Source organism: Brevibacillus choshinensis, assembly GCF_001420695.1.
Lineage (GTDB): Bacteria > Bacillota > Bacilli > Brevibacillales > Brevibacillaceae > Brevibacillus > Brevibacillus choshinensis.
Window position 1 is genome coordinate 1,770,354 of sequence record NZ_LJJB01000007.1, and the last position, 23,649, is coordinate 1,794,002.

General features: G+C 46.1%; 21 protein-coding genes and 1 pseudogene. 20 read left to right on the forward strand and 2 right to left on the reverse strand.

All coding sequences use genetic code 11. The features are described from left to right. Nucleotides 1-13 precede the first annotated feature (13 nt). The 16 genes from AN963_RS08430 (at nucleotide 14) to AN963_RS32240 (ending at nucleotide 16,178) form a co-directional block, all read left to right on the forward strand. Entirely contained in the window at nucleotides 14-823 is an 810-nt protein-coding gene (locus AN963_RS08430) for an ABC transporter substrate-binding protein (RefSeq protein WP_055744047.1), read from the forward strand. Nucleotides 824-874: 51 nt separating this feature from the next. Next, nucleotides 875-1,603 (forward strand): amino acid ABC transporter permease, encoded by a 729-nt coding sequence (locus AN963_RS08435; RefSeq protein WP_055744048.1) that lies wholly within the window; start codon nucleotides 875-877, stop codon nucleotides 1,601-1,603. After that, nucleotides 1,600-2,322 (forward strand): amino acid ABC transporter ATP-binding protein, encoded by a 723-nt coding sequence (locus tag AN963_RS08440; protein WP_055744049.1) that lies wholly within the window; start codon nucleotides 1,600-1,602, stop codon nucleotides 2,320-2,322. The genes AN963_RS08435 and AN963_RS08440 overlap by 4 nt, the downstream gene beginning before the upstream one ends. A gap of 21 nt (nucleotides 2,323-2,343) precedes the next feature. After that, nucleotides 2,344-3,531 (forward strand): aminotransferase A, encoded by a 1,188-nt coding sequence (locus AN963_RS08445; protein WP_055744050.1) that lies wholly within the window; start codon nucleotides 2,344-2,346, stop codon nucleotides 3,529-3,531. Beyond that, complete coding sequence (locus AN963_RS08450) at nucleotides 3,522-4,478, forward strand: 2-keto-3-deoxygluconate permease (protein WP_055744051.1); 957 nt, start codon at nucleotides 3,522-3,524, stop codon at nucleotides 4,476-4,478. The genes AN963_RS08445 and AN963_RS08450 overlap by 10 nt, the downstream gene beginning before the upstream one ends. A 72-nt stretch (nucleotides 4,479-4,550) precedes the next feature. Beyond that, a complete protein-coding gene (locus AN963_RS08455; RefSeq protein ID WP_055744052.1) occupies nucleotides 4,551-6,200 on the forward strand; it encodes a M20/M25/M40 family metallo-hydrolase in 1,650 nt (549 codons plus the stop codon). A gap of 31 nt (nucleotides 6,201-6,231) precedes the next feature. Further along, entirely contained in the window at nucleotides 6,232-6,984 is a 753-nt protein-coding gene (locus AN963_RS08460; protein WP_055744053.1) for an SDR family NAD(P)-dependent oxidoreductase, read from the forward strand. A gap of 290 nt (nucleotides 6,985-7,274) precedes the next feature. Beyond that, nucleotides 7,275-8,591, forward strand: coding sequence for a helix-turn-helix domain-containing protein (locus AN963_RS08465; RefSeq protein WP_055744054.1), 1,317 nt, complete (start codon nucleotides 7,275-7,277; stop codon nucleotides 8,589-8,591). A gap of 49 nt (nucleotides 8,592-8,640) precedes the next feature. Then, entirely contained in the window at nucleotides 8,641-10,227 is a 1,587-nt protein-coding gene (locus AN963_RS08470) for an N-acyl-D-amino-acid deacylase family protein (RefSeq protein WP_055744055.1), read from the forward strand. 68 nt (nucleotides 10,228-10,295) lie between these two features. Next, entirely contained in the window at nucleotides 10,296-11,156 is an 861-nt protein-coding gene (locus tag AN963_RS08475; protein WP_055744056.1) for a transporter substrate-binding domain-containing protein, read from the forward strand. Between the two features lie 61 nt (nucleotides 11,157-11,217). Continuing rightward, complete coding sequence (locus tag AN963_RS08480) at nucleotides 11,218-11,880, forward strand: amino acid ABC transporter permease (RefSeq protein ID WP_055744057.1); 663 nt, start codon at nucleotides 11,218-11,220, stop codon at nucleotides 11,878-11,880. Nucleotides 11,881-11,894: 14 nt separating this feature from the next. Beyond that, nucleotides 11,895-12,617 (forward strand): amino acid ABC transporter ATP-binding protein, encoded by a 723-nt coding sequence (locus tag AN963_RS08485; RefSeq protein WP_055744508.1) that lies wholly within the window; start codon nucleotides 11,895-11,897, stop codon nucleotides 12,615-12,617. Nucleotides 12,618-13,196: 579 nt separating this feature from the next. Continuing rightward, complete coding sequence (locus AN963_RS08490) at nucleotides 13,197-13,622, forward strand: MarR family winged helix-turn-helix transcriptional regulator (protein ID WP_055744058.1); 426 nt, start codon at nucleotides 13,197-13,199, stop codon at nucleotides 13,620-13,622. A 32-nt stretch (nucleotides 13,623-13,654) separates the two neighbouring features. Further along, a complete protein-coding gene (locus tag AN963_RS08495; protein ID WP_055744059.1) occupies nucleotides 13,655-14,020 on the forward strand; it encodes a hypothetical protein in 366 nt (121 codons plus the stop codon). Nucleotides 14,021-14,156: 136 nt separating this feature from the next. After that, nucleotides 14,157-15,563: an MFS transporter gene (locus AN963_RS08500; RefSeq protein WP_055744060.1), complete on the forward strand. Its 1,407-nt coding sequence runs from the start codon at nucleotides 14,157-14,159 to the stop codon at nucleotides 15,561-15,563. Nucleotides 15,564-16,049: 486 nt separating this feature from the next. After that, on the forward strand, nucleotides 16,050-16,178 hold the full coding sequence (locus AN963_RS32240; RefSeq protein WP_269084382.1) for a hypothetical protein: 129 nt from the start codon (nucleotides 16,050-16,052) through the stop codon (nucleotides 16,176-16,178). Nucleotides 16,179-16,428: 250 nt separating this feature from the next. Here the strand turns inward: AN963_RS32240 and AN963_RS32340 are convergent. Next, a pseudogene (locus AN963_RS32340) lies at nucleotides 16,429-16,967 on the reverse strand (GNAT family N-acetyltransferase). Nucleotides 16,968-17,601: 634 nt separating this feature from the next. Between AN963_RS32340 and AN963_RS31120 the strand changes: the two are divergent. Together AN963_RS31120 and AN963_RS08520 are read left to right on the forward strand one after the other, a co-directional pair. After that, the gene (locus AN963_RS31120) at nucleotides 17,602-17,763 is read left to right on the forward strand and encodes a hypothetical protein (protein WP_161827257.1); all 162 of its coding nucleotides are present in this window, start codon (nucleotides 17,602-17,604) and stop codon (nucleotides 17,761-17,763) included. 267 nt (nucleotides 17,764-18,030) lie between these two features. Next, a complete protein-coding gene (locus AN963_RS08520; protein WP_055744062.1) occupies nucleotides 18,031-19,176 on the forward strand; it encodes an acyl-CoA dehydrogenase family protein in 1,146 nt (381 codons plus the stop codon). A gap of 72 nt (nucleotides 19,177-19,248) precedes the next feature. Here the strand turns inward: AN963_RS08520 and AN963_RS08525 are convergent, their stop codons facing one another. Then, nucleotides 19,249-21,390, reverse strand: a complete 2,142-nt coding sequence (locus tag AN963_RS08525; protein ID WP_055744063.1) for a sigma-54-dependent Fis family transcriptional regulator — start codon at nucleotides 21,388-21,390, stop codon at nucleotides 19,249-19,251. 474 nt (nucleotides 21,391-21,864) lie between these two features. Here AN963_RS08525 and AN963_RS08530 point away from each other — a divergent pair, with 474 nt between their 5' ends. Together AN963_RS08530 and AN963_RS08535 are read left to right on the forward strand one after the other, a co-directional pair. After that, entirely contained in the window at nucleotides 21,865-22,077 is a 213-nt protein-coding gene (locus tag AN963_RS08530) for an acetyl-CoA carboxylase biotin carboxyl carrier protein subunit (protein WP_055744064.1), read from the forward strand. A 21-nt stretch (nucleotides 22,078-22,098) separates the two neighbouring features. Further along, on the forward strand, nucleotides 22,099-23,634 hold the full coding sequence (locus AN963_RS08535) for an acyl-CoA carboxylase subunit beta (RefSeq protein ID WP_055744065.1): 1,536 nt from the start codon (nucleotides 22,099-22,101) through the stop codon (nucleotides 23,632-23,634). Nucleotides 23,635-23,649: the final 15 nt, after the last annotated feature.

Consider the following 23,649-nt stretch of genomic DNA (forward strand, 5'->3'; position numbering starts at 1 on the left):
TGGGGGGCTATTCATGAAAAAGAAACTGCCAATGACATTGCTTGTCGGCTCTCTAGTGCTAACCATGCTAAGCGGTTGCGGTTCAAATGCTACGCAATCTTCTACGCCAGCAGCACAGCCTGCGGGAGAGAAAATGGAATTGGTAACAGACGGAAAGCTTACCTTTGCGATGAGCGGGCTGTTAAAGCCACTTAACTACAAAGACTCCGGCGGCAACCTCACGGGTTTTGACGTCGAGATTGGAAATGAGATTGCCAAAAGAATTGGATTAGAGCCCAATCCTGTAACGAACCCGTGGGAAACGATTTTACAAGGTTTGAAAGGGAAGAAGTACGACGCCATTATCGGGAGCATGACTGCTACGGAAGAGCGCGCCAAGCAGGTAGACTTTACCGATCCATACTATATTTCTGGCGGACAAATCTTTGTAGCTCAAACGAACGATACGATGAAAACCAAGGATGATTTGAAGGATCGGACTATTGGCGTCGTTCAAGCAAGTACGTACAAGGAAATCGCTAAGAAATACACCTCCAAAATCAAAGGGTACCCCAGTGACGTTTACGCTTTGCAAGACCTTGTTCCTGGACGTGTTGACGCTGTTATCACCGATAAAATTGTCGGGGTTTCCGCCATCAAAGAGCAGGGCTTACAAATCAAGTCTGTAGGAGACGTATTGGAAAAAGAGAACATCGCGATCGCTGTAAATAAGGATAATCCCGTTCTCCTCAAAAAGATCAACGAAGCGATTAAAGCGATGGTCGAAGATGGGACCTATGAGAAAATCAGTGTGAAATGGTTTGGCACGAATCTGTTGAAATAGGCAAAAGTGGTGCGCTGGAAACGGCGCACCTTTTGGGAGGTGTTGAACGGCATGACATTTTTTCAGAGCATCTACTCCATTTTCCAAACACATGGATTTGCCTTTTTAGAAGCGACCTGGATAACAGTCACATTAACCATTGTCTCTTTGCTGATCGCTTCGGTCATCGGACTGATCTTCGCCTTTTTCAAGGTATCGGGCATCTTCATTCTGGAGAAGATTGCTGACTTCTACATCTTCTTGGTACGTGGACTCCCCTTGATTGTGCAGCTCATGTTTTTGTACTACGGAATTTCAAGTGTATTGGTCTTAAGCGACTTTACCGCAGGTGCGCTTGCCTTGGGGATTCACTCCGGGGCCTATATCGCTGAAATTTTCCGAGGAGCCATTCAATCGACTGACCGCGGACAGATGGAAGCAGCCCGTTCGTTGGGAATGCCCTATGCGCTTGCCATGCGGCGCATTATACTCCCACAGGCATTCAAACGAGCGATTCCCCCGCTTGGCAACCAATTCATTATCGGGTTGAAGGATTCGTCGCTTGTTGCCTACATCGCTGTAACAGAGCTGTTTAACAACGCCCTCTCTGTGCAAGCGGAGAACTATATGCCGTTCGAGACCTATTTTGTTGTCGGCATGTATTACTTAGCGCTCGTGTTTATCTTCACGGTTATCGTCAACAAGCTGGAGAAGAGATTGGATGTCGGGAAGCAGAAGGAAGCGAAGTCGGGCAAAGTGAAAAGGAGAGAGGAGAAATTGCGAGAGGGGACCACGGTATGATCAAAGTGCGAAATCTCGTGAAATCGTTTGGCGATGTGCAAGTCTTGAACAACATTTCCTTAGAAATCAAGAAGTCGGAGGTGGTGGTGCTGATTGGCGCGAGCGGATCAGGGAAAAGCACGCTGCTGAGATGTCTGAACTTTTTGGAAATGAATAGTGGTGGAGAGATTGAGATAAACGGACAGGTGATTGATTCAAAGAAAACGGACTTGAACAAGGTACGGGAGCATATGGGAATGGTTTTTCAGCATTTTAATCTGTTTCCCCATATGACAGTCCTGGAGAACGTAATTGAGGCGCCTGTGCACGTGAAGAAAAAAAGCAAGCAAGAAGCAACACAGAAAGCGATGAAGCTATTGAAGAAAGTCGGTTTGACCGATAAAGCGGATCATTATCCCGATCAGTTATCAGGAGGGCAAAAACAACGGGTGGCGATTGCCAGAGCGCTAGCGATGGATCCGGACGTCATGCTGTTTGACGAGCCTACCTCGGCGCTCGATCCGGAGCTGGTTGGCGAGGTACTGCAGACGATGAAGGATCTAGTAAAAGAGGGCATGACGATGATTGTGGTGACGCATGAGATGGGCTTCGCGCGGGAAGTGGCAGACCGCGTGATCATGTTGGCAGATGGGCACATGATCGAGGAAGGTCACCCGACGATCTTCTTTACCCAACCGCAACATGAGCGGACACGCCGCTTTCTTCAACAAGTCTTGTAGACGAAAGATGGGGGTAATCTGGTGGAACATCTAATCAATCAAGCGGTAAGACAAATGCAAGTGTCTGGTATCAGGAAAATCGCCAATATGGTCGCCAAGTACCCTGATGTCATTAACCTCACGCTTGGGCAGCCCGATTTTACGACTCCCGAGCACATCAAAATAGCGGGGAAGAGAGCGATAGACGAAGACAAAACATTCTATACGCATAACGCGGGATTGTTTGAGCTGAGAAAAGCCGCCAGCGACTATCTTTATCAAAAATACCAGCTTTCCTACCATCCCGACGACGAAGTTATCATCACAACCGGGGCGAGTGAAGCGATTGATATTGCCTTTCGAACGATACTTGAAGAAGGATGCGAAGTAATCCTGCCTGCACCTGTTTATCCCGGATATGGACCGCTTATTCAACTTTGTGGCGCCGTCCCGGTATATGTGGATACGTCAGCGAATGGTTTTAAGCTAAACGCTGAAATGATCCAAAATAACCTGACGGAAAAAACGCGTTGTCTCGTTCTTCCTTATCCGTCCAATCCTGTCGGGAGTATTTTAGACGAAAAAACCTTGACTGAAATTGCTGATCTGCTGAAAGATAAAGAAATTTTTATCATTACGGATGAAATATACAGTGAGCTGACTTACGGTAAAAAACATACTTCAATTGCTTCCTTTCCTGAAATGAGAGACAAAACGATCGTAATCAACGGTCTTTCCAAGTCACATTCTATGACTGGTTGGAGAATAGGCGTGACATTTGCTCCCGCTTACCTGACTGCCGAAATGGTAAAAGTCCATCTTTACAATGCTACCTGCGCCAGTTCGATTAGTCAGTATGCTGCTGTCGAGGCATTTACTCGTGGCATCGAGGATCCGATTGAGATGAAGAAGGAATACCAAGCAAGAAGGGACTATGTATATGACCGGTTGGTTTCTATGGGATTTGAAGTGGACAAACCGGATGGCGCTTTCTACATGTTTCCGTCAATCAAACAATGGAACATGAAGTCGTTTGACTTTGTCACACAATTATTGGAAAAGAGACGAGTTGCTGTAGTTCCAGGAGATGTATTTTCGGAATTCGGCGAAGGTTATATTAGAATTGCTTATGCTTATTCCATGGAAACATTGGCAGAGGGGTGCAATCGGATTGAACAATTTGTACAAACGCTAAATATGGAGAAAGGGGGAAAAGGTGGATGCAAATAAAAAAGGCAATGGAAAAAGTACCAGGCGGGATGATGCTGCTTCCTCTTTTGTTAGGGGCCACAATCAATACGTTTATCCCGACCGCTGGCGAATTCTTTGGTTCTTATACAGGAGCCCTCTTTAAAGGAGTTTTGCCTATTTTGGCCGTATTCTTTGTCTGTGTGGGAACAACCATTGATGTCAGGACAACGCCAAAGATCTTGAAAAGAGGAGGGTCCCTCCTTTTTTCGAAAGTAGGGGCTTCCATCGTTGTCGCGCTCATTGCTTCCCAGATGATTGGGGAAGGAACCGTCCTCGGAGGCTTGTCCGTGCTGGCTATTGTCGCTGCCATGAACGATACAAACGGGGGATTGTATTTAGCTTTGATGGATCAGTATGGAAAAAAAGAGGACATTGCAGCTTATCCAGTCATGACTGTAGAAGCGGGACCATTCTTGACGATGGTGACTCTCGGGATAGTAGGGCTGTCCGCTTTTCCTTGGCAGACTCTGATCGGAGCCGTTTTACCGCTTGCCATAGGGATGATTCTCGGGAACCTGGATAAAGACTTTCGTGATTTGTTTGGTAAAGCAGTTCCCGCTTTCGTTCCGTTTTTCGCTTTTGGATTGGGGGCGGGACTTGACTTCAGGAAAGTGATGGACGCAGGATTGGTTGGGCTTTTCTTGGGTGTAGCTGTCATTCTGATTACAGGAACGGCGTTATTTTTCGCGGATAAATTAGCAGGGGGTAACGGAGTCGCGGGAATAGCGGCTGCAACCACAGCGGGCAGTGCTGCTGGTGTTCCAACGATAGTTGCTGCAGCCAATCCCGCTTATGCTTCCGTTGCTGGTTCCGCCACGGTAATGGTTGCAGCCAGCGCCATCGTTACAGCTATCTTGGTTCCGTTTATAACGGCATGGTGGGCTAAGCGTGTCAATGTCCAACTGAATGAGACGGTCAGTAAATAACCGCTCTTTTGCAGATGTTAAAGTTAGAATGTTAGGAATGATTACACTTTTCATAAAGGAGCGTGCTATGAAATGTTATTTTGCCGGGAAGAAGTACTAAGATTAACCGATGATTTAGTAAAGGTTGAAAGCGTTGTCAATACCACAGGTGAAATTGACATCGCAAAGAGCTTGCATGATTTACTCGCTTCCTTTCCTTATTTTCAACAAAATCCTTCTCATCTCATTATGCCGCGCACGGTGAATGATGAGTATGAACGGTACAACGTCTTGGCCTTCGTCAAAGGCACGAAGGAGCAAAGTGACAAAACCGTTATCTTAATGGGACATATTGATACGGTTGGCATTGAAGATTACAGCCATTTAAAAGACAAGGCCTGTTTTCCTGGTGAACTGATGGAGGCTCTGCAAGACGAACTGTTGCCAGAGCTAGTAAAGGAACAGCTGCACTCAGGTGAGTGGCACTTTGGACGCGGTGTTTTAGATATGAAAAGCGGCGTTGCCAGCCATATTTATCTACTAAAATACTACTCTCTGCACCCCGAAGAGCTTGCGGGCAATCTCGTGTTATTGGCAGAGTGCGACGAGGAAGTCAGCTCACAAGGTGTCTTGTCTGCGCTTAAGGATTTGAAAAGATGGAGAGAGGAGCATCATTTTGATTATATAGCTCTCATTAATTCTGACTTTGTGGCTCCTCGCTTCGAAGGTGACGAGAATCGTTATATTTACAAAGGAACAATCGGAAAACTGCTGCCTTCCTTTTTCATTACAGGGGCAGAAACCCATGTTGGCTCCAGCTTTGAAGGTTTAGACCCTAACTTTTTAGCAGCAGAGCTAACGAGACAAATTAGCTATAATCCTGATTTGTGTGATGAATCATTAGGAGAGATCCCAGCGCCTCCGGTTTCGTTAAAGCAAACGGATTTAAAGCCGTCCTATACGGTACAGACTGCTCTGGCTTCTTACGTCTACTATAATTTCTTTATCCAATCGTGGTCACCCAAGGACGTGCTTGTCATGCTGAAGGAGCAAGCAGAAATCGCCTTTACGAATGCGCTCCGCACCTTGCAAGAGCGTTATCGAAAATACTGTGAGCGCATCGGCGAGCCTTCCCGGGATTTGCCGTGGAAAACAAGGGTGATTATCTATGAGGATATGAAGAAAATGCTTGTGGAAGAGAACGGAGAAGCATATGTGCAGCATATGAAGGAGTTCAAAGACAAGCTGCTCTTGGATAAAAGTCTTGATACACGGATGTTTGCAGCGCGAGTCGTGGAAGAGGAATGGAACTGGATGAAGGATAAGAGCCCAGCGATCATCCTGTTTTATTCATCGCTCTATTCCCCGCGCATTGAGCTGACAGGCAAAAATGAACGTGAACAAAATTTGTTGAATGCGCTGGAGCAAGCGGTGGAACAGGTACAACCACACTATCAGCACCCCATTGTGACGAGAAATTTCTTTCCATATATTTGTGATATGAGCTGCGTGGCGTTAAGTGACGATGAGGAGGGGATTCTTGCGGTTGCTGAAAATAATCCCGGATGGGGTACCAAGCACTACGTTGACTATCAAGACATTCGGGACATCAATGTGCCAGCTATCAACATCGGGCCCTACGGGTATGACGCCCATAAGAAATACGAGCGTATGGAATTGCAATACTCCACAGAGATCGTCCCCACTATAACAAATGAAGTGATTCGCAGATTGTTGGGCTGAATAACGAACAGGGAAGGGAGAGGATCGTAACATGGTGACTGGAAGATACGCGGACAGCCTTCACAATAAACGTGTGGTGATTACAGGTGGAGCAAGCGGGATCGGTCTCGCCACGGCTATCCGATTTGCGCAAGAAGGGTCTGTCGTAACCATCATCGATAATCATGAAGATCGGCTGCATAGCACGCTGGAGAAATATTCGGCAATTAAGCATGGAGTAGTAGCGGATGTGAGTAACCCGGATGAAGTTGGGGCTGCCTTTGAAAAAATTGATTCGTTGATGAACGGAGTAGATGTTCTGATTGCCAATGCTGGAATCAGCGTAAGAGCGAAATTTATTGATATCACCCCGGAGCAGTGGAAAAAAGTGCTCGGGATAAATCTCGATGGCATCTTTTACACCGCCCAGCAGGCTGCGAAACGGATGCTTTCCCAAGGCCACGGTGTGATTTTGATGACAGCTTCCACGAATGGACTGGTTGGACATCCGTATTATGCGGACTACAATGCCTCCAAAGCAGGGGTCAATCTCTTGGCTCGAACAATGGCACTGGAGCTCGCACCGACCATTCGGGTCAATACCGTTTGTCCCGGATACGTTCTCACACCGATGCAGCTTGCTGAATATACCCCGGAAATGTTGGAACAGGTTAACGAAAAAATCCCTTTAAAAAGACATGCCCACCCGGAAGAAGTAGCAGGTTTGTATGCGTTTTTAGCGTCCGCAGAGGCCGCGTATATTACTGGTCAGCACATTCCGATTGATGGTGGAGAGCTGGCTTGAGAAGGTGCAATCCTCCCTTTTCTTCCCTTGCGTTGGAAGGGAGGTTTTTTTTTGTAGTTGGCAGCAGCAATGTCAAAAACAGCAATATTTCGCTTTACGCTCAGTTGAAGGCTGGCACGATTGTGAATCCAGGATATGATGATTTTTTGCTGAAATAAGGTCCACTTACGGATGTTGACCGATATTCACTCATCTAGGTAAGATGAGAGTGAAGATTTTGATAATTTAAAATAATGCAGCCGCATGATGATCAAAAATATCATTAGGATTAAAGAAAGTGGTAGGAAAAGATGGAAATTAAAGTTGCGTTCATTGGTCCATACGATTTGGTAGAGGAGGTCAAAGATGTTGCGATATCATTCCCGACCATAACCCTGCTTCCGTTTGGCTACAAAGACGTCGAGGAAACAATACGTCTGGTTGGTCAGTGCAAGAGCGAAGTGGACGTCTTGTTATTCGCCGGCCCGATTCCTTATCAACTTGCTAGAGAAGAGGTAGAGGAAGGGAAACCGATGATCTATCTTCCGCATAATGGAACGAGTTTGTACCGTGTCTTTTTTCAGCTTTTGCGGGAAGATCGGTACAAAGACGATCGCCTGCGGTTCAGCATAGACATTTTACGCAAGGAAGATATTGAAGAAAGACTGGAAGAACTGGATATCAGAATTGAAAAGATGTACGTGAAGGAGTTCCAGCTTGGTCAAAAAACGGATGATATGATGCAGTTTCACTACCAACTATGGATGAATCAGCAGGTAGATGCTGTGCTTACCTGCATGAATTCCGTCTATAAGCAGCTAGTACAATTGGGTGTCCCCTGCTACCGTATTATTCCGACCAAAACTGCAATTCAAGAGTGCCTACAGCGGGCTGAGCTGGAAGGCAAAAGCAGACATCTTAGTGATACACAGTTAGCGATTGTGATTATTAGCGTAGACAGCTTTGCTCAAAAATCAGGCACTTCCGAATATGAGCTGCAGCGTAAGAAATTGGCCGTGCAACAGATCTTAATTGACTACTGCGAGGAAACCCAAGCTCTAATGAATTGGTCGGATCGAGATGAAATCACATTTGTCACCACACGCGGAGTCATTGAACGTACGACCCTTAATTTTAGCCACTATCCGCTGCTCGATCAGATCGTCAACCAACTGAACCTCACAGCCAGCATCGGGATTGGTTTGGGCAGGACGGCCAACGAGGCGGAAATCAAAGCGAGAGAAGCCTTGCAAAAGGCTAGAGTAAGCGGTGGTAGAAGTTGCTACATTGTTATGCAAGATGGCAACGTACTAGGTTTGCTGGGCAATGAACGTGTAATCGGGTACTCGGTCCGCAGCGATGATCCACAGCGGTTACAGTTCGCCCGCAAAACCGGCTTGAGCGTGGGTACGGTTAACAGGTTGATCTCATACTGCCAAGGCCACGGCAGTTCAAAAGTGACCGCAGCCGAACTGGCGACTGGCTTTGGCATAACGATCCGAAGTGCCAGACGGATTCTCAGCAGGCTGGAGCAATCCGATCTTGCGAATGTCGTCGGCGAAGAGCAGCCGGTCTCAAGAGGCAGACCTCGCCAGTTGTACCAGTTAAACGCAAGCCTCTTTACGTAATAGAATTATGAAAAAGAGTTCACTGAGGTAGTCCAAGAAGGAGGCCAACATGTTTGACATTCTGATTCGCAATGGGATGGTTTGTGACGGGACAGGGAACCCATGGACGCGATTAGACATCGGGATTCGCGGAGGGAAAATATCCAAAATTTCCAATTTGGATGATGAAAATGGAAAAGTGGAAATCGATGCGAGCGGCCTCATCGTGGCTCCGGGCTTTATCGATCCACATGTTCACTCCGATTTATGGTGTACAAAACCGGACGTTCACAAGATTAAGGTGCAGCAGGGAGTGACCACAGAGCTGTTTGGCCAAGATGGAATCTCCGTGGCACCTGTGTCTGAAGTAACCAAACCGCTTTGGCAGCAACAGCTAAAGGGCTTGAACGGCGATTTTCCCGATTGGCCGTGGAATACAGTCGACGAGTACCTCGCTTTTTTGGAAAGCGCGAATCTTGCCGGCAATGCTACCTATCTGGTTCCGCACGGAGGAGTCAGAACGCTGGCGATGGGTTTTGAAGCGCGTGAAGCTACACCCGCAGAAATTAGGAAAATGGCTGAGCTGGTTGAAGAAGGAATGCGACATGGTGCATTCGGAGTTTCATCCGGCATCCAGTATCCGCCCTGCGTGTTTACCAATAAGGAAGAATTGGTGGCGATTTGCAAAGCTGCTACCAAGTACGACGGCTGTTTTGTTGTCCACATTCGCAACGAGAGCAATCTCTCGCTGGAAGCGTTGGACGAAGTGATTGATGCCGCGCGCCTATCGGGGGTAAGGTTGCATGTATCGCATTTCAAAGTGTGCGGCAGCATCAACCGCGACAAGCTCGCACCGGCATTGGCCAAGCTTGAGGCAGGTCGGGCCGAGGGAATCGAAATTACCTTTGACCAGTATCCTTATACGGCGGCGTCTACCGTGTTTCAGGCGATCTTACCACCCTGGATGCATGATGGTGGAACAGCGGAGATGCTTGATCGGTTGAAGGATCCGGCCATTCGCGAACGGGTCAAGCACGAAATGCTGACCAACGGCGAGTACGATAATACCGTTCGCAATAACGGCTGGGGCAATATCGTCATCGCTTCTGTCGCCTCTGAGAAGAACCGTGAACTTGAAGGAAAGAGCGTCAAGGAAATTGGAGAGCTGAAAGGTGTCGACCCATCCGACGCGGCGCTTGACCTCCTGATTGACGAGAACTCGGCGGTAACCATGATTATTCACTGGGGAGTGGAAGAGGACATTCTCCAGGTGATGAAGCACCCTCTGCACATGGTAGGTTCTGACGGGGTCTTCGGAGGCAAACCGCATCCCCGCCTGTATGGATCATTTCCCCGCGTACTAGGTCACTATTCACGCGACAAACAAGTGTTCCCGATCTGGGAAGCTGTCCGTAAAATGACTGGGGCGCCGGCACAATTGCTGCGGCTAAAGGATCGAGGATTTTTGCGCGAAGGCAACTGGGCAGATATCGTCGTCTTTGATCCAAACACAGTAATTGATCAGGCAACATATGAAGATCCATTGCAAGAACCGCTCGGAATCGAGTATGTGCTGGTCAATGGGCAGATTGCCGTCGAACACGGCGTGTACACCGGCGTAACCGCAGGAAGCGTCATTCGCAGAGGAAGGGAGTAGACAGAGCCAATGGAACATAAAGAAGAAATGCGAAAAGTACGAGAGAAAATGATGAGGGGGAAATGAGGATGCGTAAAGGTCTGGGTCTGTTATTTAGTCTTATGCTTTCATTTTCATTGCTGCTTGTGGGCTGCGGCGGCAATCAGGGGGGAAGCTCCACCGGTGAAACACAAGCAAGCAAACCGGCTGAAGCCAATGGAGTCAACGCTTCCAAGCTGAAAACCATACAGGAAGGAAAGTTTCTGTTTGCCTTAAGCGGCATGGCCAAGCCGTACAACTATACGGATGGGGATAACAAACTGATCGGCTTTGATGTCGATGTGGCGATGGAGATCAGCAAGCGGTTGGGATTGGAGGGCGTCGCCGTCCAGACACCGTGGGGCTCGATTTTACAAGGACTGAAAGCGAACAAGTACGATGCGATTATCGGCGGCATGTCGATTACGGAAGAGCGGCAAAAACAAGTTGATTTTTCTGAGCCGTATCTTCTGCAGCAAGCCGTCATGTTTGTCAACGAGAAGAACTCCTCCGGGATCAAAAGCAAGGATGATTTGAAAGGAAAAACGGTAGGAGTCGTCACTGCTTCTACTTACAAGGATTTTGCACTGGAATTGGTTGGACCGGAAGGCAAGGTAAAAGAATATGAGACCGACCTGTTTGCACTGCAGGAACTGAAAAATGAAGGGCGTATCGACGTTGTCATTACTGATCTTGGCGTAGGAATGGATGCCATTCAAAAGGGCAAACTGCCGGCGCTTGCAATCGGTGAACCACTGTTCGTCGACAAGTGCGGAATTCCTGTTCAAAAAGGAAATCAAGCGCTGTTGGATGCGATAAATAAGGCTCTGGATGAGATGAAAAGTGATGGGACATATCTGGAAATCAGCAAGAAGTGGTTTAACAAAGACATGCTGTCTACGTCGAACTAATCATTGATAAAAAACATGCGCAGCATCCGCGTTGCGCATGTTTTTTTAAGGAGCGTGCAGAATGGAAGATTTCCTTCATCTACTGGGTGAAACGTGGTTTGGTTTCTTAAAGGCAGCAGGTCTCACTGTTCAGCTTACTGCTGTTTCCCTCGTGATTGCTATCTGTATCGGGTTAATTTTTGCTTTCTTGCGGATATCTGACTCGAAAGTACTGAGTGGAATCGCAAAAACCTACATTACCGTTATCCGCGGTACGCCTCTTATTCTGCAGATTATGGTGCTCTATTTCGGGATTGCAAAACTCATTTTGTTGACCGATTTTTGGGCAGGCGCATTGGCTCTTGCTATTCATAACGGAGCGTATATCGCCGAGATTTTCCGAGGAACGATACAATCGATTGACCGAGGTCAAATGGAAGCCGCTCGCTCGCTGGGAATGCCGTACTCGTTGGCGATGCGGCGGATTATTTTGCCGCAGGCGTTTAAGCGGGCGATTCCACCGCTCGGCAACCAGTTTATTATAGGGCTGAAGGATTCTTCACTGGTCGGTTTGCTTGGCTTTCAGGAGCTATACCTGGCTTCACAATCGACAGCCGCTCGCACGTTCCTGCAGTTTGAATCGTACGCAATCGCCGGGTTATATTATCTCGTTCTTGTGCTGTTCTTTACCTTTGTGTTAAACAAACTGGAAAAACGTATGGATGTCGAAAAGGCAGGGGGATGAACATGAAACAGACGATGGTTGAAGGCAAGCAGCTAAACAAATCGTTCGGCAATCTGCATGTACTGAAAGAATGTAATCTCACCGTTGAGAAAAGCGAGGTCGTCGTTCTGATTGGAGCGAGCGGTTCAGGGAAAAGCACGCTGTTACGCTGTTTGAATTTTCTAGAGATGATTAACAGCGGCGCGATCTATATCGATGGTAAGCAGGTCGATCCGCAGAAGGACAATTTAAACCATATTCGTGAAAACGTCGGCATGGTGTTTCAACATTTCAATCTGTTTCCGCATATGAGTGTGATTGAAAACATCATCGAAGCACCTGTCCACGTGAAGAAAATCAAACGCGAACAGGCCCTAGCCTATGCGAACGAGCTGCTCAGCAAGGTTGGGCTGAGCGATAAGGCAAATGTCTTTCCCCACCAGCTCTCCGGCGGACAAAAACAGAGGGTGGCGATTGCCCGGGCATTGGCGATGCGGCCAAGCCTTATGCTGTTTGACGAGCCTACCTCGGCTCTCGATCCCGAGCTTGTCGGCGAAGTACTGGGAGTAATGAAAGAACTGGCCAAAGAGGGCATGACGATGATCGTTGTGACTCATGAGATGGGTTTTGCCCGTGAAGTAGCGGATCGTGTCATCGTAATGCACGACGGCCAAATCATTGAGGAAGGGGCGCCAAAGCAGTTGTTTGAAAACCCGCAACATGAGCGGACGCGGCGTTTCTTAAGCCAAATTTTATAAGTAGTTATTGCAGCATCGTGTGCTGACTCCACCCTTTGCTAAGATGCAGTAGTAGGGGTAGATATTACACATTGCTTTTGTTAAGTGTAAAGACGTTCCACACCGGAGCGTTCTTTTTTTCGTATTGTCACCCTATGCCTCAAAATACATAAAATGGGCTGTGAAAATGTTCTTGTGAAAGGCGGTCATGCCGGGGGAAACGCGCTGGATATATTGTTCGATGGGGATCAATTCAACCTCGCGCCCTGGGTCGTGGCTTACAGGAAGCGGTACATAGAGCGAAGGAATATATTACAATCGCCATTTAGCATTCCTTGTCGATCGGAAAGAGCAACCGCCCTACTCATCATTTTAATGAACGTTACAAAAACGGATTAATTAAAGAAAGGAGCTAAGATCAATGGAAAATTTACGGGAGAACCTCATTTTACTGATGTCTTTTACGTTGTCTACTGTGAGAGGGATAATACCAATATGGCTTCGGTGTTTTTGAGAAACTGGGGCGTTGACATTGGGAAAGATTGGGTATTATAATGGTCGCAGCAACTATAATCATGTCTATTAAGAAGGATGACTATCGTGAAATTAGAAAAATATATCGGTGTTAATGTGCAGCGGGCGGCGCTTAAGTTGAATAACTACTATCAAAAAGTGGTTAACCCGTTTGATATTACAGTAGATCAGTGGGAAATACTGGTCATCCTGTGGGAAAAAGAAGGGATTACCCAAAAAGAGCTTGCTGAAAGACTGCACAAGGATCAGACAAACGTTGCACGAATGCTTTTCAAACTGGAGAAAAAGGGGTTTATTTATCGTGTGATCCACGAAACGGATCGAAGGTCTTTACGCGTATATTTAACTCCTAAAGGTCGTGACATTAAAGATGAAATCCTTTCTCCATCCCTCGATGCGTACAAGAACACGATCAAGGGTTTGTCTGAAGAGGAGGTTGAAACATTCAGAAGGATTCTTACTGTAATGTATAATAATGTAAAGGATTTATAGCAACATAAATGATTTAGTAAAGGAGCGGTTATATGAATTTTAATAGTAGAGAAGCTGTTGAGGTCCTGGAGCGTACACCGCAAACAGTGGAGTATTTTCTATCCGGTTTATCCGATGGGTGGTTGCAATGTAATGAAGGCGAAGTAAACTATTTCCCTCATTTTGATCTTTTTTCTCATTTAAATGAAAGGTCTGTAAGAACGATGGAACTAACATTGCTTGAATTTAAAGAGTTTAGAAAAAGAAATATAACCAAACTTAAAGATCTTATTGTTCCTGATTTGCATCTCGAATTGATGGGTTCACACTGCATTCGGTGTAGTGAAGGTAAGGGAATTGAAATATTTAGGTATATTAAAAAAGAATTAATGGAATGGAGATTCATAATGAAGATGTGAGTAATAAGGATATATAGTTGCTACGACCATTATGATCAAGACTACCATTTTCGATTTTTGATTGAAAATACATCAACAGATTAAGTACTTGCTGCGTCAATTAATGACATGACAACAATAAAAAGGAGAATGCGTGTTGGAAATATCCAATAAAGATGTCGGGATTTTTGACGCCCAGTATAGAGCACTGACCATCGGGATCATTCTTGCCGTTACCACCGTTGCGTTTGAAGGACTGGCGATTACCACGATTGCTCCGAGTCTGGCGCAAAAATTGCAAGGTCTTCATTTGTACGGCTGGATATTCAGCGCCTTTCTATTGGCACAAATCGTCGGAACCATGATTATAGGTCAGCGGATCAACAAAAACGGCGTTTTTACATCGTTTGTGGCATCGATTCTTTTTTTCGTTATTGGCATCGTTATTGCTGGCACCTCCATGAACATGGTTATGCTGATCCTAGGGAGAGTGTTTCAGGGGTTTGGCGCAGGAGCCATTATTACGTGCGTATATTACAGCATTACTTTAGGTTATCCCGATAATTTGAGAACGAAAATACTTGCCATGTTTTCAGGCGCGTATATTTTTCCTGCGTTAATTGGCCCTTATATCGCCGGGCTTTTAGCTGAGTTTCTGTCCTGGAGATTTGTTTTTTGGCTGGTGCTTCCTTTCATCGGCTTGGCTGTAGTATTGACTTTTCCCGCTTTTCGCAAATTTTCGATAAGAGAGAAAGGAACCATCAAAGGCAGTCGTAAAGAAGGATATGCTGTGTTGCTGGCGATTGGAACGGGACTGCTACTGACCGGACTCGGTTCTATTACCGATTGGAAGGGGATGGCGCTTTCAGTGGCAGGAATACTTGTCATGATTCAGCCTTTGCGAAAGTTGCTGCCTAAGGGCACTTTTAATGTAAGGAGAGGTTTGCCTGCGACCATTGCTTCAAGAGGTTTGTTTGTCGCTTGTTATAATGCCACTGAAAGTTATGTTGTCCTTGCTTTGACAGAAGTGAAAAAACTGCCCGCAGATCTGGCGGGATTGATTGTCGCCTCAGGCGCATTAAGCTGGTCAACGGCAGCTTGGCTCCAGTCAAAGCTTGATGGCAAAGACCATGGGACGGGCCGTAACAAGCGGGTCATGGCTGGTATTTGTTTTATGATCATCGGGGTTGCGGCGGTTATGCTGGCTGTAGGCATGCCCGAGGGCGGAATCGTATTCGCGGTGATTTCGCAAATTTTCACCGGATTTGGCATCGGCTTGGCGCACCCAACCACAGGAGCGATAGCATTGCAGCATGCAAATACAGGTGAAGAAGGAGAGATATCCGCTAGCCTTCAGTTTACAGACGCATTCAGTCCAGGTTTAAGCATTGGGATCGGCGGCGCTTTCATTGCCGTTAGCCAGACGCTGAATTGGGGGCTGTTGACGGGGATCCTTTTGGCTTTGTCTCTTCAACTGCTTTTCGTCATCCTGAGCTTTGCGATTTCCTTTCGCATAAAACGGGCGAAATTAACCTCTGAGAGGGACTTATCGAGTCCGGAATAATGGGTAAAACATATTTGAACTTAGATATTGGGAGTTCGGATGTTGAATGCTGACAGACACCACAGTGGTAGTAGGAAGCGCAATAGGTCTGCTTCATGACGAATAGCTTAATATTGGCAGTTCACGGAGACGGACTCCATCTTGCACGGGCTGGATCCGCGAACGAAGCTTCTCGGCACGATCGTGATCATGTTGAGCTTTCTAACGCTGGAGACGTTTATCAGCTACACAGCTCAACTCTCTTCGTTTTGATGGTTTTATTAGCGACAACATACTCGCAGTTGAACCAGTGGTGATTCGTCGTGCTGTCTGATATTTAGCGGAAAGTATTAAGGGTGATTGCGAACTACTCCGTTGGTTGACGTAGGACACCATGACCATTCTCGAAGCGTGGGAGAGAAAAGGGCAAGGTAAATGGCAAGCAAGATAGAAAATCCTTTTTCGACGAGGTTTGTATCGTCAGAGCAGAGGGAGCTTTACCTTCAGATGAAAGAAGACGAAAAGCTCGTAACTATGCCCGTGATTGAACAAGATGAACTAGAAGCGTTTCATTATATAATCCGTATTCAGCAAGAGAGGATTATGCAATCACCGTTTCTTGGTGAAAGCCAGTAAAAGGCGAGCTGGGAAGCATTTGCAGCATGTGCGAGGTGGTGAAATGGATTGAAATCGATAAAATCATAAGCGTTAGAGCATAGTAGTTTCAGTCCATATCCGCGCGGAGCATTAAGACCTAATAGCGTTAAAACCGATAAATCAGTGTTTTTGAGTACTAAAACGTCAAAAGAAGGCACATCTAATATGTGCCTTCTTAACCGAACGAGACTCGTTAGGTCTCTGTAGAAGAATTGCACTTAGTTGTTAACTACCGTTCAATCCACTCAGATTGGAGGATAGAATACTGATATTCATCAACCCACTGTCCTTTTGACATGTAATTTTGCAATAAATGTCCCTCACGTCTCATTCCCAGACGCTCCAGTACGCGGATGGACTTTTCATTTCGAACATCAGAAAAAGCAATCACTTTGTGTTTTTTCAGTGTAGTGAAAATGTACTTAAAGAGCGCTCAAGTTGCCTCATTTGCATAACCGTATCCTTGATGCTCTTGGGCAAGGGTAAACCCATTTCCACGATTCGAGGTTCATTTAGTAGTGTATGAAGAGCGCAATCTCCAATTAATTCATTCGAATTAGCTAAAGTAATTGCGAACTGAAACCATGTGCCAGGTTGATTGGGCGTTTGGGAAATCTGTGCGTTGACAAATGCTTTAGCATCTTCATATTTGTAGTTCTCCCAAGATTGAAACTTAGCAACAGCCGGATTAGAGCGATACATATAGAAAGTACTAACGTCTTCTAGGCAAAAATGTCGTAAAATCAGTCGATTTGTTTCAGCATAAATCTTATTGGAATTTTCCGCATTTTTTCACTCCATTAACAAGAAGTTGACCAAAGCGCTCGATGATCAGTTATCCGTATCAGTAAGTTTTCGATTTAAAGTATCGATTGCCGATAGTTTCATAAACAATGTCTCCTGATATAAAAAATGTAAAGCAGTTTTCTTCGAATCAATCTGCTTAATCATATTATAACAATACGATTTTGAAATGGGTGACGTTCAACTAGTTTCAGTAATGGTCGGTAGTCCGAAGATCGAATTTGACTAAATAGCTTACGGTAAATAGTTAAGCTTATCCTAATTTTATTGCGGCACCCTGAAACTATGAAGGTTCAGGGTGCCGTATACTTTCAGCTCGATGGCAGGGCGTCACGGTTGAACAGGCTGCCTGCGAAAGTCAAGCCGCAGCATCGGGGATCCATAAAAAGTAGCTGCAGGCATCGTTCCAAATTCATCACAAGAATTGTAGGGGGAGGGCGGACCCATTTAACCAAATCCCTCGTTCCTTGCAGTATGTGAGGTTCTCCCGAGTCGGTAGATTTGATCGGTTAGCACTTCTTTTAGGGTATGCGCCGAAGCGTATCTTGTACGTCTCTACTGATTCGATCAAGGTAATGCCTTCATTGAAGGTGTCCCATTGCCGCTGTTCCAGAAAGGCGTATCCTTGCACCAAGCTAACGGACACCAGCGCCAGCGGCACTATCTGGGCACGCTTGATCCATCGATTATCCGGATTCAGACGACCGTCAAAAAGCAAGAAAAACCTCGCTCGGCAGTAACAATTGGTTCTCCTCATTGATGTACGGCTCGTATGGCTCTTTGTGTTACTGTGCTTTGCTTTTCATCTGTCTATAAAGTTTACACCTGTTCACGACAATAGCGCACTTAATAGACACTTCCAAGACAGTGACTTCATTAAGGGATCAGATGGATACGCATTTTGGCTTGGTATGCGATTTGCTTAGTATCAGTAGATAAAGAAATCCATCCATGTTTATGGAAGCAAACCGAACTCCAATGATGATGGCTCGGGATCATACAAATCCAAGACAAGAGGGTGTTAGGAATGGAATTTAGTGAAGAGTTAAATATGTTGAGAAAGACGATCAGCCAGTTTGTTCAAAAAGAAATCGCACCGATTGCGGAAGAGATGGATCGAGCGGACGAATGGCCAGAAGGCCTTTGGAACAAACTGGGTGAACTCGGCGTGCTTGGCATCACCGTACCAGAAAAATACGGAGGAACTGGACTCGGACCTGTAGAGCAATCGATTGTCACGGAGGAGATTGCCAAATACAGTGCAGCTATCGCGGTTTCGTATGCAGCTCATTCTAACTTGTGTATACATAACCTCTATCACAATGCGAATGAGGAACAGAGAACGAAATACTTGCCTGGCTTGTGCGCAGGGCGGTTGATCGGCGCGCTTGGATTGACCGAGCCAGGCTCAGGATCAGACGCCGTCGGAATGAGTACAACTGCAAGGCGTGAAGGAGACAGCTATATCTTAAATGGCAGCAAGACGTTTATTACGAACGGGCCGATCGCCGATGTCTTGATCGTCTATGCCAAGACAGACAAGGAAAAGGGAGCACATGGCATCACTGCTTTTATCGTCGAAAAGGATTTTCAAGGTTTTTCTGTATCGAAGAGATTAGAAAAAATGGGGAATCGAGGATCGGTTACAGGAGAGTTGATTTTTGATGATTGCAGAGTACCTGTAGAGAATGTATTAGGTGAAGAAAATAGAGGCGTCAAAGTAATGATGTCTGGTCTGGATATTGAAAGAGTGATCGTTTCCGCTTTGGCTTTGGGAATCGGGGAAGGTGCATTTCGCGAAGCCTTAAAATACTCACAGGAGCGAAGCCAGTTCGGAAAAACGATTTCCAATTTCCAATTAATTCAGGCGAAAATCGCCGATATGTACACTTCCCTTGAAGCGGCACGCCTCCTTACCTACGATGCAGCAAACGAAGCAGCGAAAAATAATAAAATCACGCTGAAGGCTGCTGCTGCTATTCTCTTTACTGCAGAAACAGCAACAAAAGTAGCCTTGGAGGCGGTACAAATTCACGGTGGCTACGGGTATATGCTTGACTATCCTGTGAATCGCTATTTGCGAGATGCCAAATTATACGAGATTGGTGCGGGGACGTCTGAGGTCAGGCGGTTGATTATCGCCCGAGAGCTGTTGGGGGTAAAAACTTTTTAAAGGGAAGCATCTCAATCGCACAAATAAAAAACGAGCCTTAGAAGTTCTAGTGGCTCGTTTTTGTTTTCTCCTTTATTTCATATGAAATCGAACTTCTTGTTTTATACCGTATTTGCGGATTTTTTGGTATAAATTGGACCTGCTGATGCCAAGCAATCGGGCTGCTTCAGTCCTGTTATTTTGCGTTTGCTCCAGCACGCTCATGATCATATGCTTTTCCATTTCTTCTAACGAATGAGACTCTGACTCTTTTGGACGATCTTCCCGTTCGTGTATATAGACAGGGAGGGTGGCAGCGTCCGATCGCTCTCTTTGGCGTATTTGTTCCGGCAAATGTTGCGGTTCGATCCATTGCTTGACGTCCATATTCATCGTACGCTCCAGGACGTTCTCCAACTCCCGCACATTTCCAGGCCACAAGTATTCCTGCATGGCCATCAAGGCTTGCGTTGTGATCCCGATGATTTCTTTGTTTAGCTTTTTATTCAGCTTTTTGACCAAGAATTCACTTAGCAAAGACAGATCGTCCATGCGCTCGCGCAGTGGAGGCAAAGAAAGATTAACCACGTCAATCCGATAGTATAAATCCTCTCGGAACGTTCCTTCTTTCACCATTTGTCTCAAGTTTTTGTTCGTTGCGGCAATAATGCGAACATCGACTTTGCGTGTCTTGACATCACCGATTCGTTCAAATGTTTGTTCTTGCAGGACGCGCAACAGCTTTGCCTGCAAGGAAAGCGGCATATCCCCGATTTCATCCAGGAAGAGAGTACCATGATCAGCGATTTCGAATTTCCCCAGTTTGCCTCCTTTTCGCGCTCCTGTAAAAGCTCCCTCCGCATAACCAAAAAACTCGGATTCCAACAGCTCGCCAGGGATTGCTGCACAATTCACTTGAATAAAGTTTCCGACCCGTTTTGATTCGCGGTGTATGGCTTCAGCGAATAATTCCTTCCCCGTACCGCTTTCACCGGTGATCAAGATTGTAGAAGTGCTCTTTGCGGCCAATAAGGCCTGTTCTTTGAGCCGTTCCAAATTGTTGTTCTGGCTAATAATTTGGTCAAATGCACTCGACTGCCGGTTGGCTCGCTGCAGTTCCTCGCGGTAGTAATGGATCTCGCTTTCCAACTGCTCTAAGCGGCGAAAAACGTCCCGCCACTCATCCAACTGACGGAAGATTATTTTTGTGATCGTACCGAGGTGAATACCGTTGCGATTAATCGGTTCCTGAATCACAAAGCAAGGCTTTTCGCGAATCGTTCGAATTCCGCCTTCAATAGTCTGGCCTGCGAGAACCGCTTCCATGTCCAATTCAGGAATAACCTCTAACCAATGACGGTTGATTAATGCTTCATTTTTCAGCTCGAATAGCTCTAGGAATGCATCGTTTATGTTGGTAATAAATCCTTTTACATCTGTCATGATAATCGCATCATAGGACAAAGCGAGCGCATGTTGTACCGTATGCTGCAAATTTTTGGTAGACTCCAATTCTTTGGCGACTGCTTCTAGAGTCGTTATATCCTGTAGTACAGCCATAGCTCCATTTACGCTTTTATTATGAGAAAGCGGGATAAAGGATGCGATGACTGTATGATTGCCGATGCTGATTCGACGAGGGTCCACGGAACACTGTTGTTGCAGCACTGTTTCTAGTCCATCTGATAGTTGCGGCAACCAATCGTCGACCGATTGACCAGTAACTTGCTGTTTCGTAAGACCGAATATGTTCTCCGCCGCACGGTTAAATGTAGCGATCTGACTCTCGGAATTGATGGAAACAACTACGTCTTGAAGGTGCTCGATCAAGTCGCTTAACCAATTGATTAATACCTCTTTTTCATGAAGGAATCCGCGGATAATATCCGATTTGCTCATGACTCCGAGTACATACCCCTTTTCGTCGAGGATGACTCCGTGAGCTACCTGATTCTGCAGCATAATATCCCGCACGTGGTCCAAATTGTCATCCGCATCGGCCGTGACGACATGCTGCCGTATATAGGGTTCAATGGGTGTGTCGAGAGTGGCACCATGCAATAGCGCACGGTATAAAGCATTTTTGCTGATAATGCCCATTAATCGATCCGAATCATCCAGTATACAAGCAATATCAAGACGACTGTGCAGGAAGGCGTTCAAAACATCGGCAATCCTGTGGGAAGAACGAAGTTTCACGATATCTTTGGTACAGTAATCACGTATTCGTAACATCAGTATATTGCGTCACAAAAAGCGTGACTTCCTCCCTTCGAGCATTTTTCTACCAGGTGTATTAAAAATGCACAAGTGTTCGATTTATCGTAGCACAAACGGATAAATAGTGTACAATATTTTCAGAAAATATAGAATTTTAATGTTGCAAACCTGTACTTGTTCCCTTGCTTTCATGCTTTGGCTGTTGGCACAGAATTTGCTCATTAAAGTAGGTGTCTGATGCAGTAAACGTAACTCTTAGGTACAGGTGGTGTCGTTGATGAAATTTCACAAGATTATGATCGCCAATCGTGGCGAGATAGCCTGGCGGATTATCTGAACTTGCAATAGGCGGGCAGCAAAAATAAGCGAGACGGCAAGCTCTTCGTTATGAAGACTTTATCAACGTACCATGTTCGACGCAGATGGTTCAAAAGATGCGAAGTGAGAGCACGTTAAAACAATAATGACGAGTAGAGGAGTTGAAACGATATGGTAATTCGTGCAGTGATGGGCGGAAGCGTTTGGAAAATACTGGTTCAACCAGGAGATCGAGTAAAGGCCGGGCAAGAGGTAGCCATTCTTGAATCGATGAAAATGGAAATTCCGATTACGGCACAGAGTGGTGGGACCGTCCAAGAGGTCCGTAAAAACGAAGGTGAATTTGTCCAGGAAGATGAAGTGCTGATTTTACTCGGCGAATAGTCAAAAAGGGGGATGCAAACAATGACCAATCAAGAGAAAGAAACGCAGATGCTGGCTGTTCGGCAGAGGATCAAAGAAGGCGGTGGCGAGAAGTATCGGGCCAAAGTTCACGCCCAAAACAAACTGCTTGTGCGGGAACGACTGGATCTGTTGTTCGATGAGGGATCGCTCAGGGAGGAATGGATTTTTGCCGAATGTGAAAATCCTGAACTGGCAGCGGATGCGATGGTAACAGGGATGGGGAAGATCAGTGGCAGGAAAGTCGCGTTTCTAGCTGCAGATCCTACAGTGAAGGCTGGGTCCTGGGGAGAGAAAACAGTAGCTAAAATGCTGCGCATTCAAGAGCTGGCGATGAAGCTGAAAATCCCGTTGATCTATATGATCGACTCAGCAGGTGGGCGGATTACGGATCAAATTAGAATTTTTCCGGGGCGCAACCACGGCGGGAAAATCTTTTTCAACATGGTCAAAATGTCTGGTATGGTTCCGCAAATTTGTATTAACTTTGGACCGTCGCCTGCAGGAGCTGCTTATATTCCCGCTTTTTCTGATCTGGTGATTATGGTCGATAAGAATGCGAGTGCCTATCTAGGTTCCACTCGGATGGTGGAAATGGTGATCGGTGAAAAAGTCACCATGGAGGAGATGGGCGGAGCGAGAATGCACTGCTCGACAAGTGGTTTGGGCGATATGCTGGCAAGTGATGAACAGGAAGCGATTGCACTGACAAAGCAGTATCTTGCTTTTATGCCGCAAAATTATAAGGAAAAGCCGGCAGACATAGAAAACCGCCAACCTAAGAATGGTCCGTCTCTGCAGGAAATCATTCCCGAGGATATGAATCGGCCGTTTGACATGGTTCACCTGATTGATCGCATCGTCGACGAGGGTAGCTGGTTGGAAATAAAAAAGCTGTTTGCCCAAGAGTTGATCGTCGGTTTTGCCCGCATGAATGGAAAAGCAGTCGGAATTGTTGCAAATCAGCCGAAAGTAAAAGGGGGAACCTTGTTTGTGGATTCGGCTGACAAAGGTGCCCGTTTCGTCACCCTTTGCAACGCTTTTAATATCCCCTTGCTATTTCTGGCGGACGTGCCGGGTTATATGGTCGGATCGGCAGTTGAGCGAAAAGGCATCATCCGGCATGGGGCCAAAATGTTGACTGCAGTTTCTGAAGCAACTGTTCCGAAAATTACGGTAATTGTCCGCAAATGCTATGGCGCCGGTCTATATGCGATGTGCGGTCCGGCCTACGATCCGGAAACCGTAATCGCTCTGCCCTCAGCGTCTATTGCGATCATGGGCCCGGAAGCGGCGATCAATGCAGTCTACTACAACAAGATTCAGGAATTGCCGGAGGAAGACAGAGCTGCATATATCCAACAAAAAAGAGAAGAGTACGCAGAAGATATCAATATTTACGCGCTTAGTTCTGAAATGATCATCGATGAGATTATTCCTTTTGACCAGCTGCGAGCAGAAGTAATCGACCGGTTTGACTACTATAGCTCCAAAGACATCACCTTTGGAGAGAAAAAATGTCCGGTTCATCCGGTCTAATCAGAGAGGGAAGTA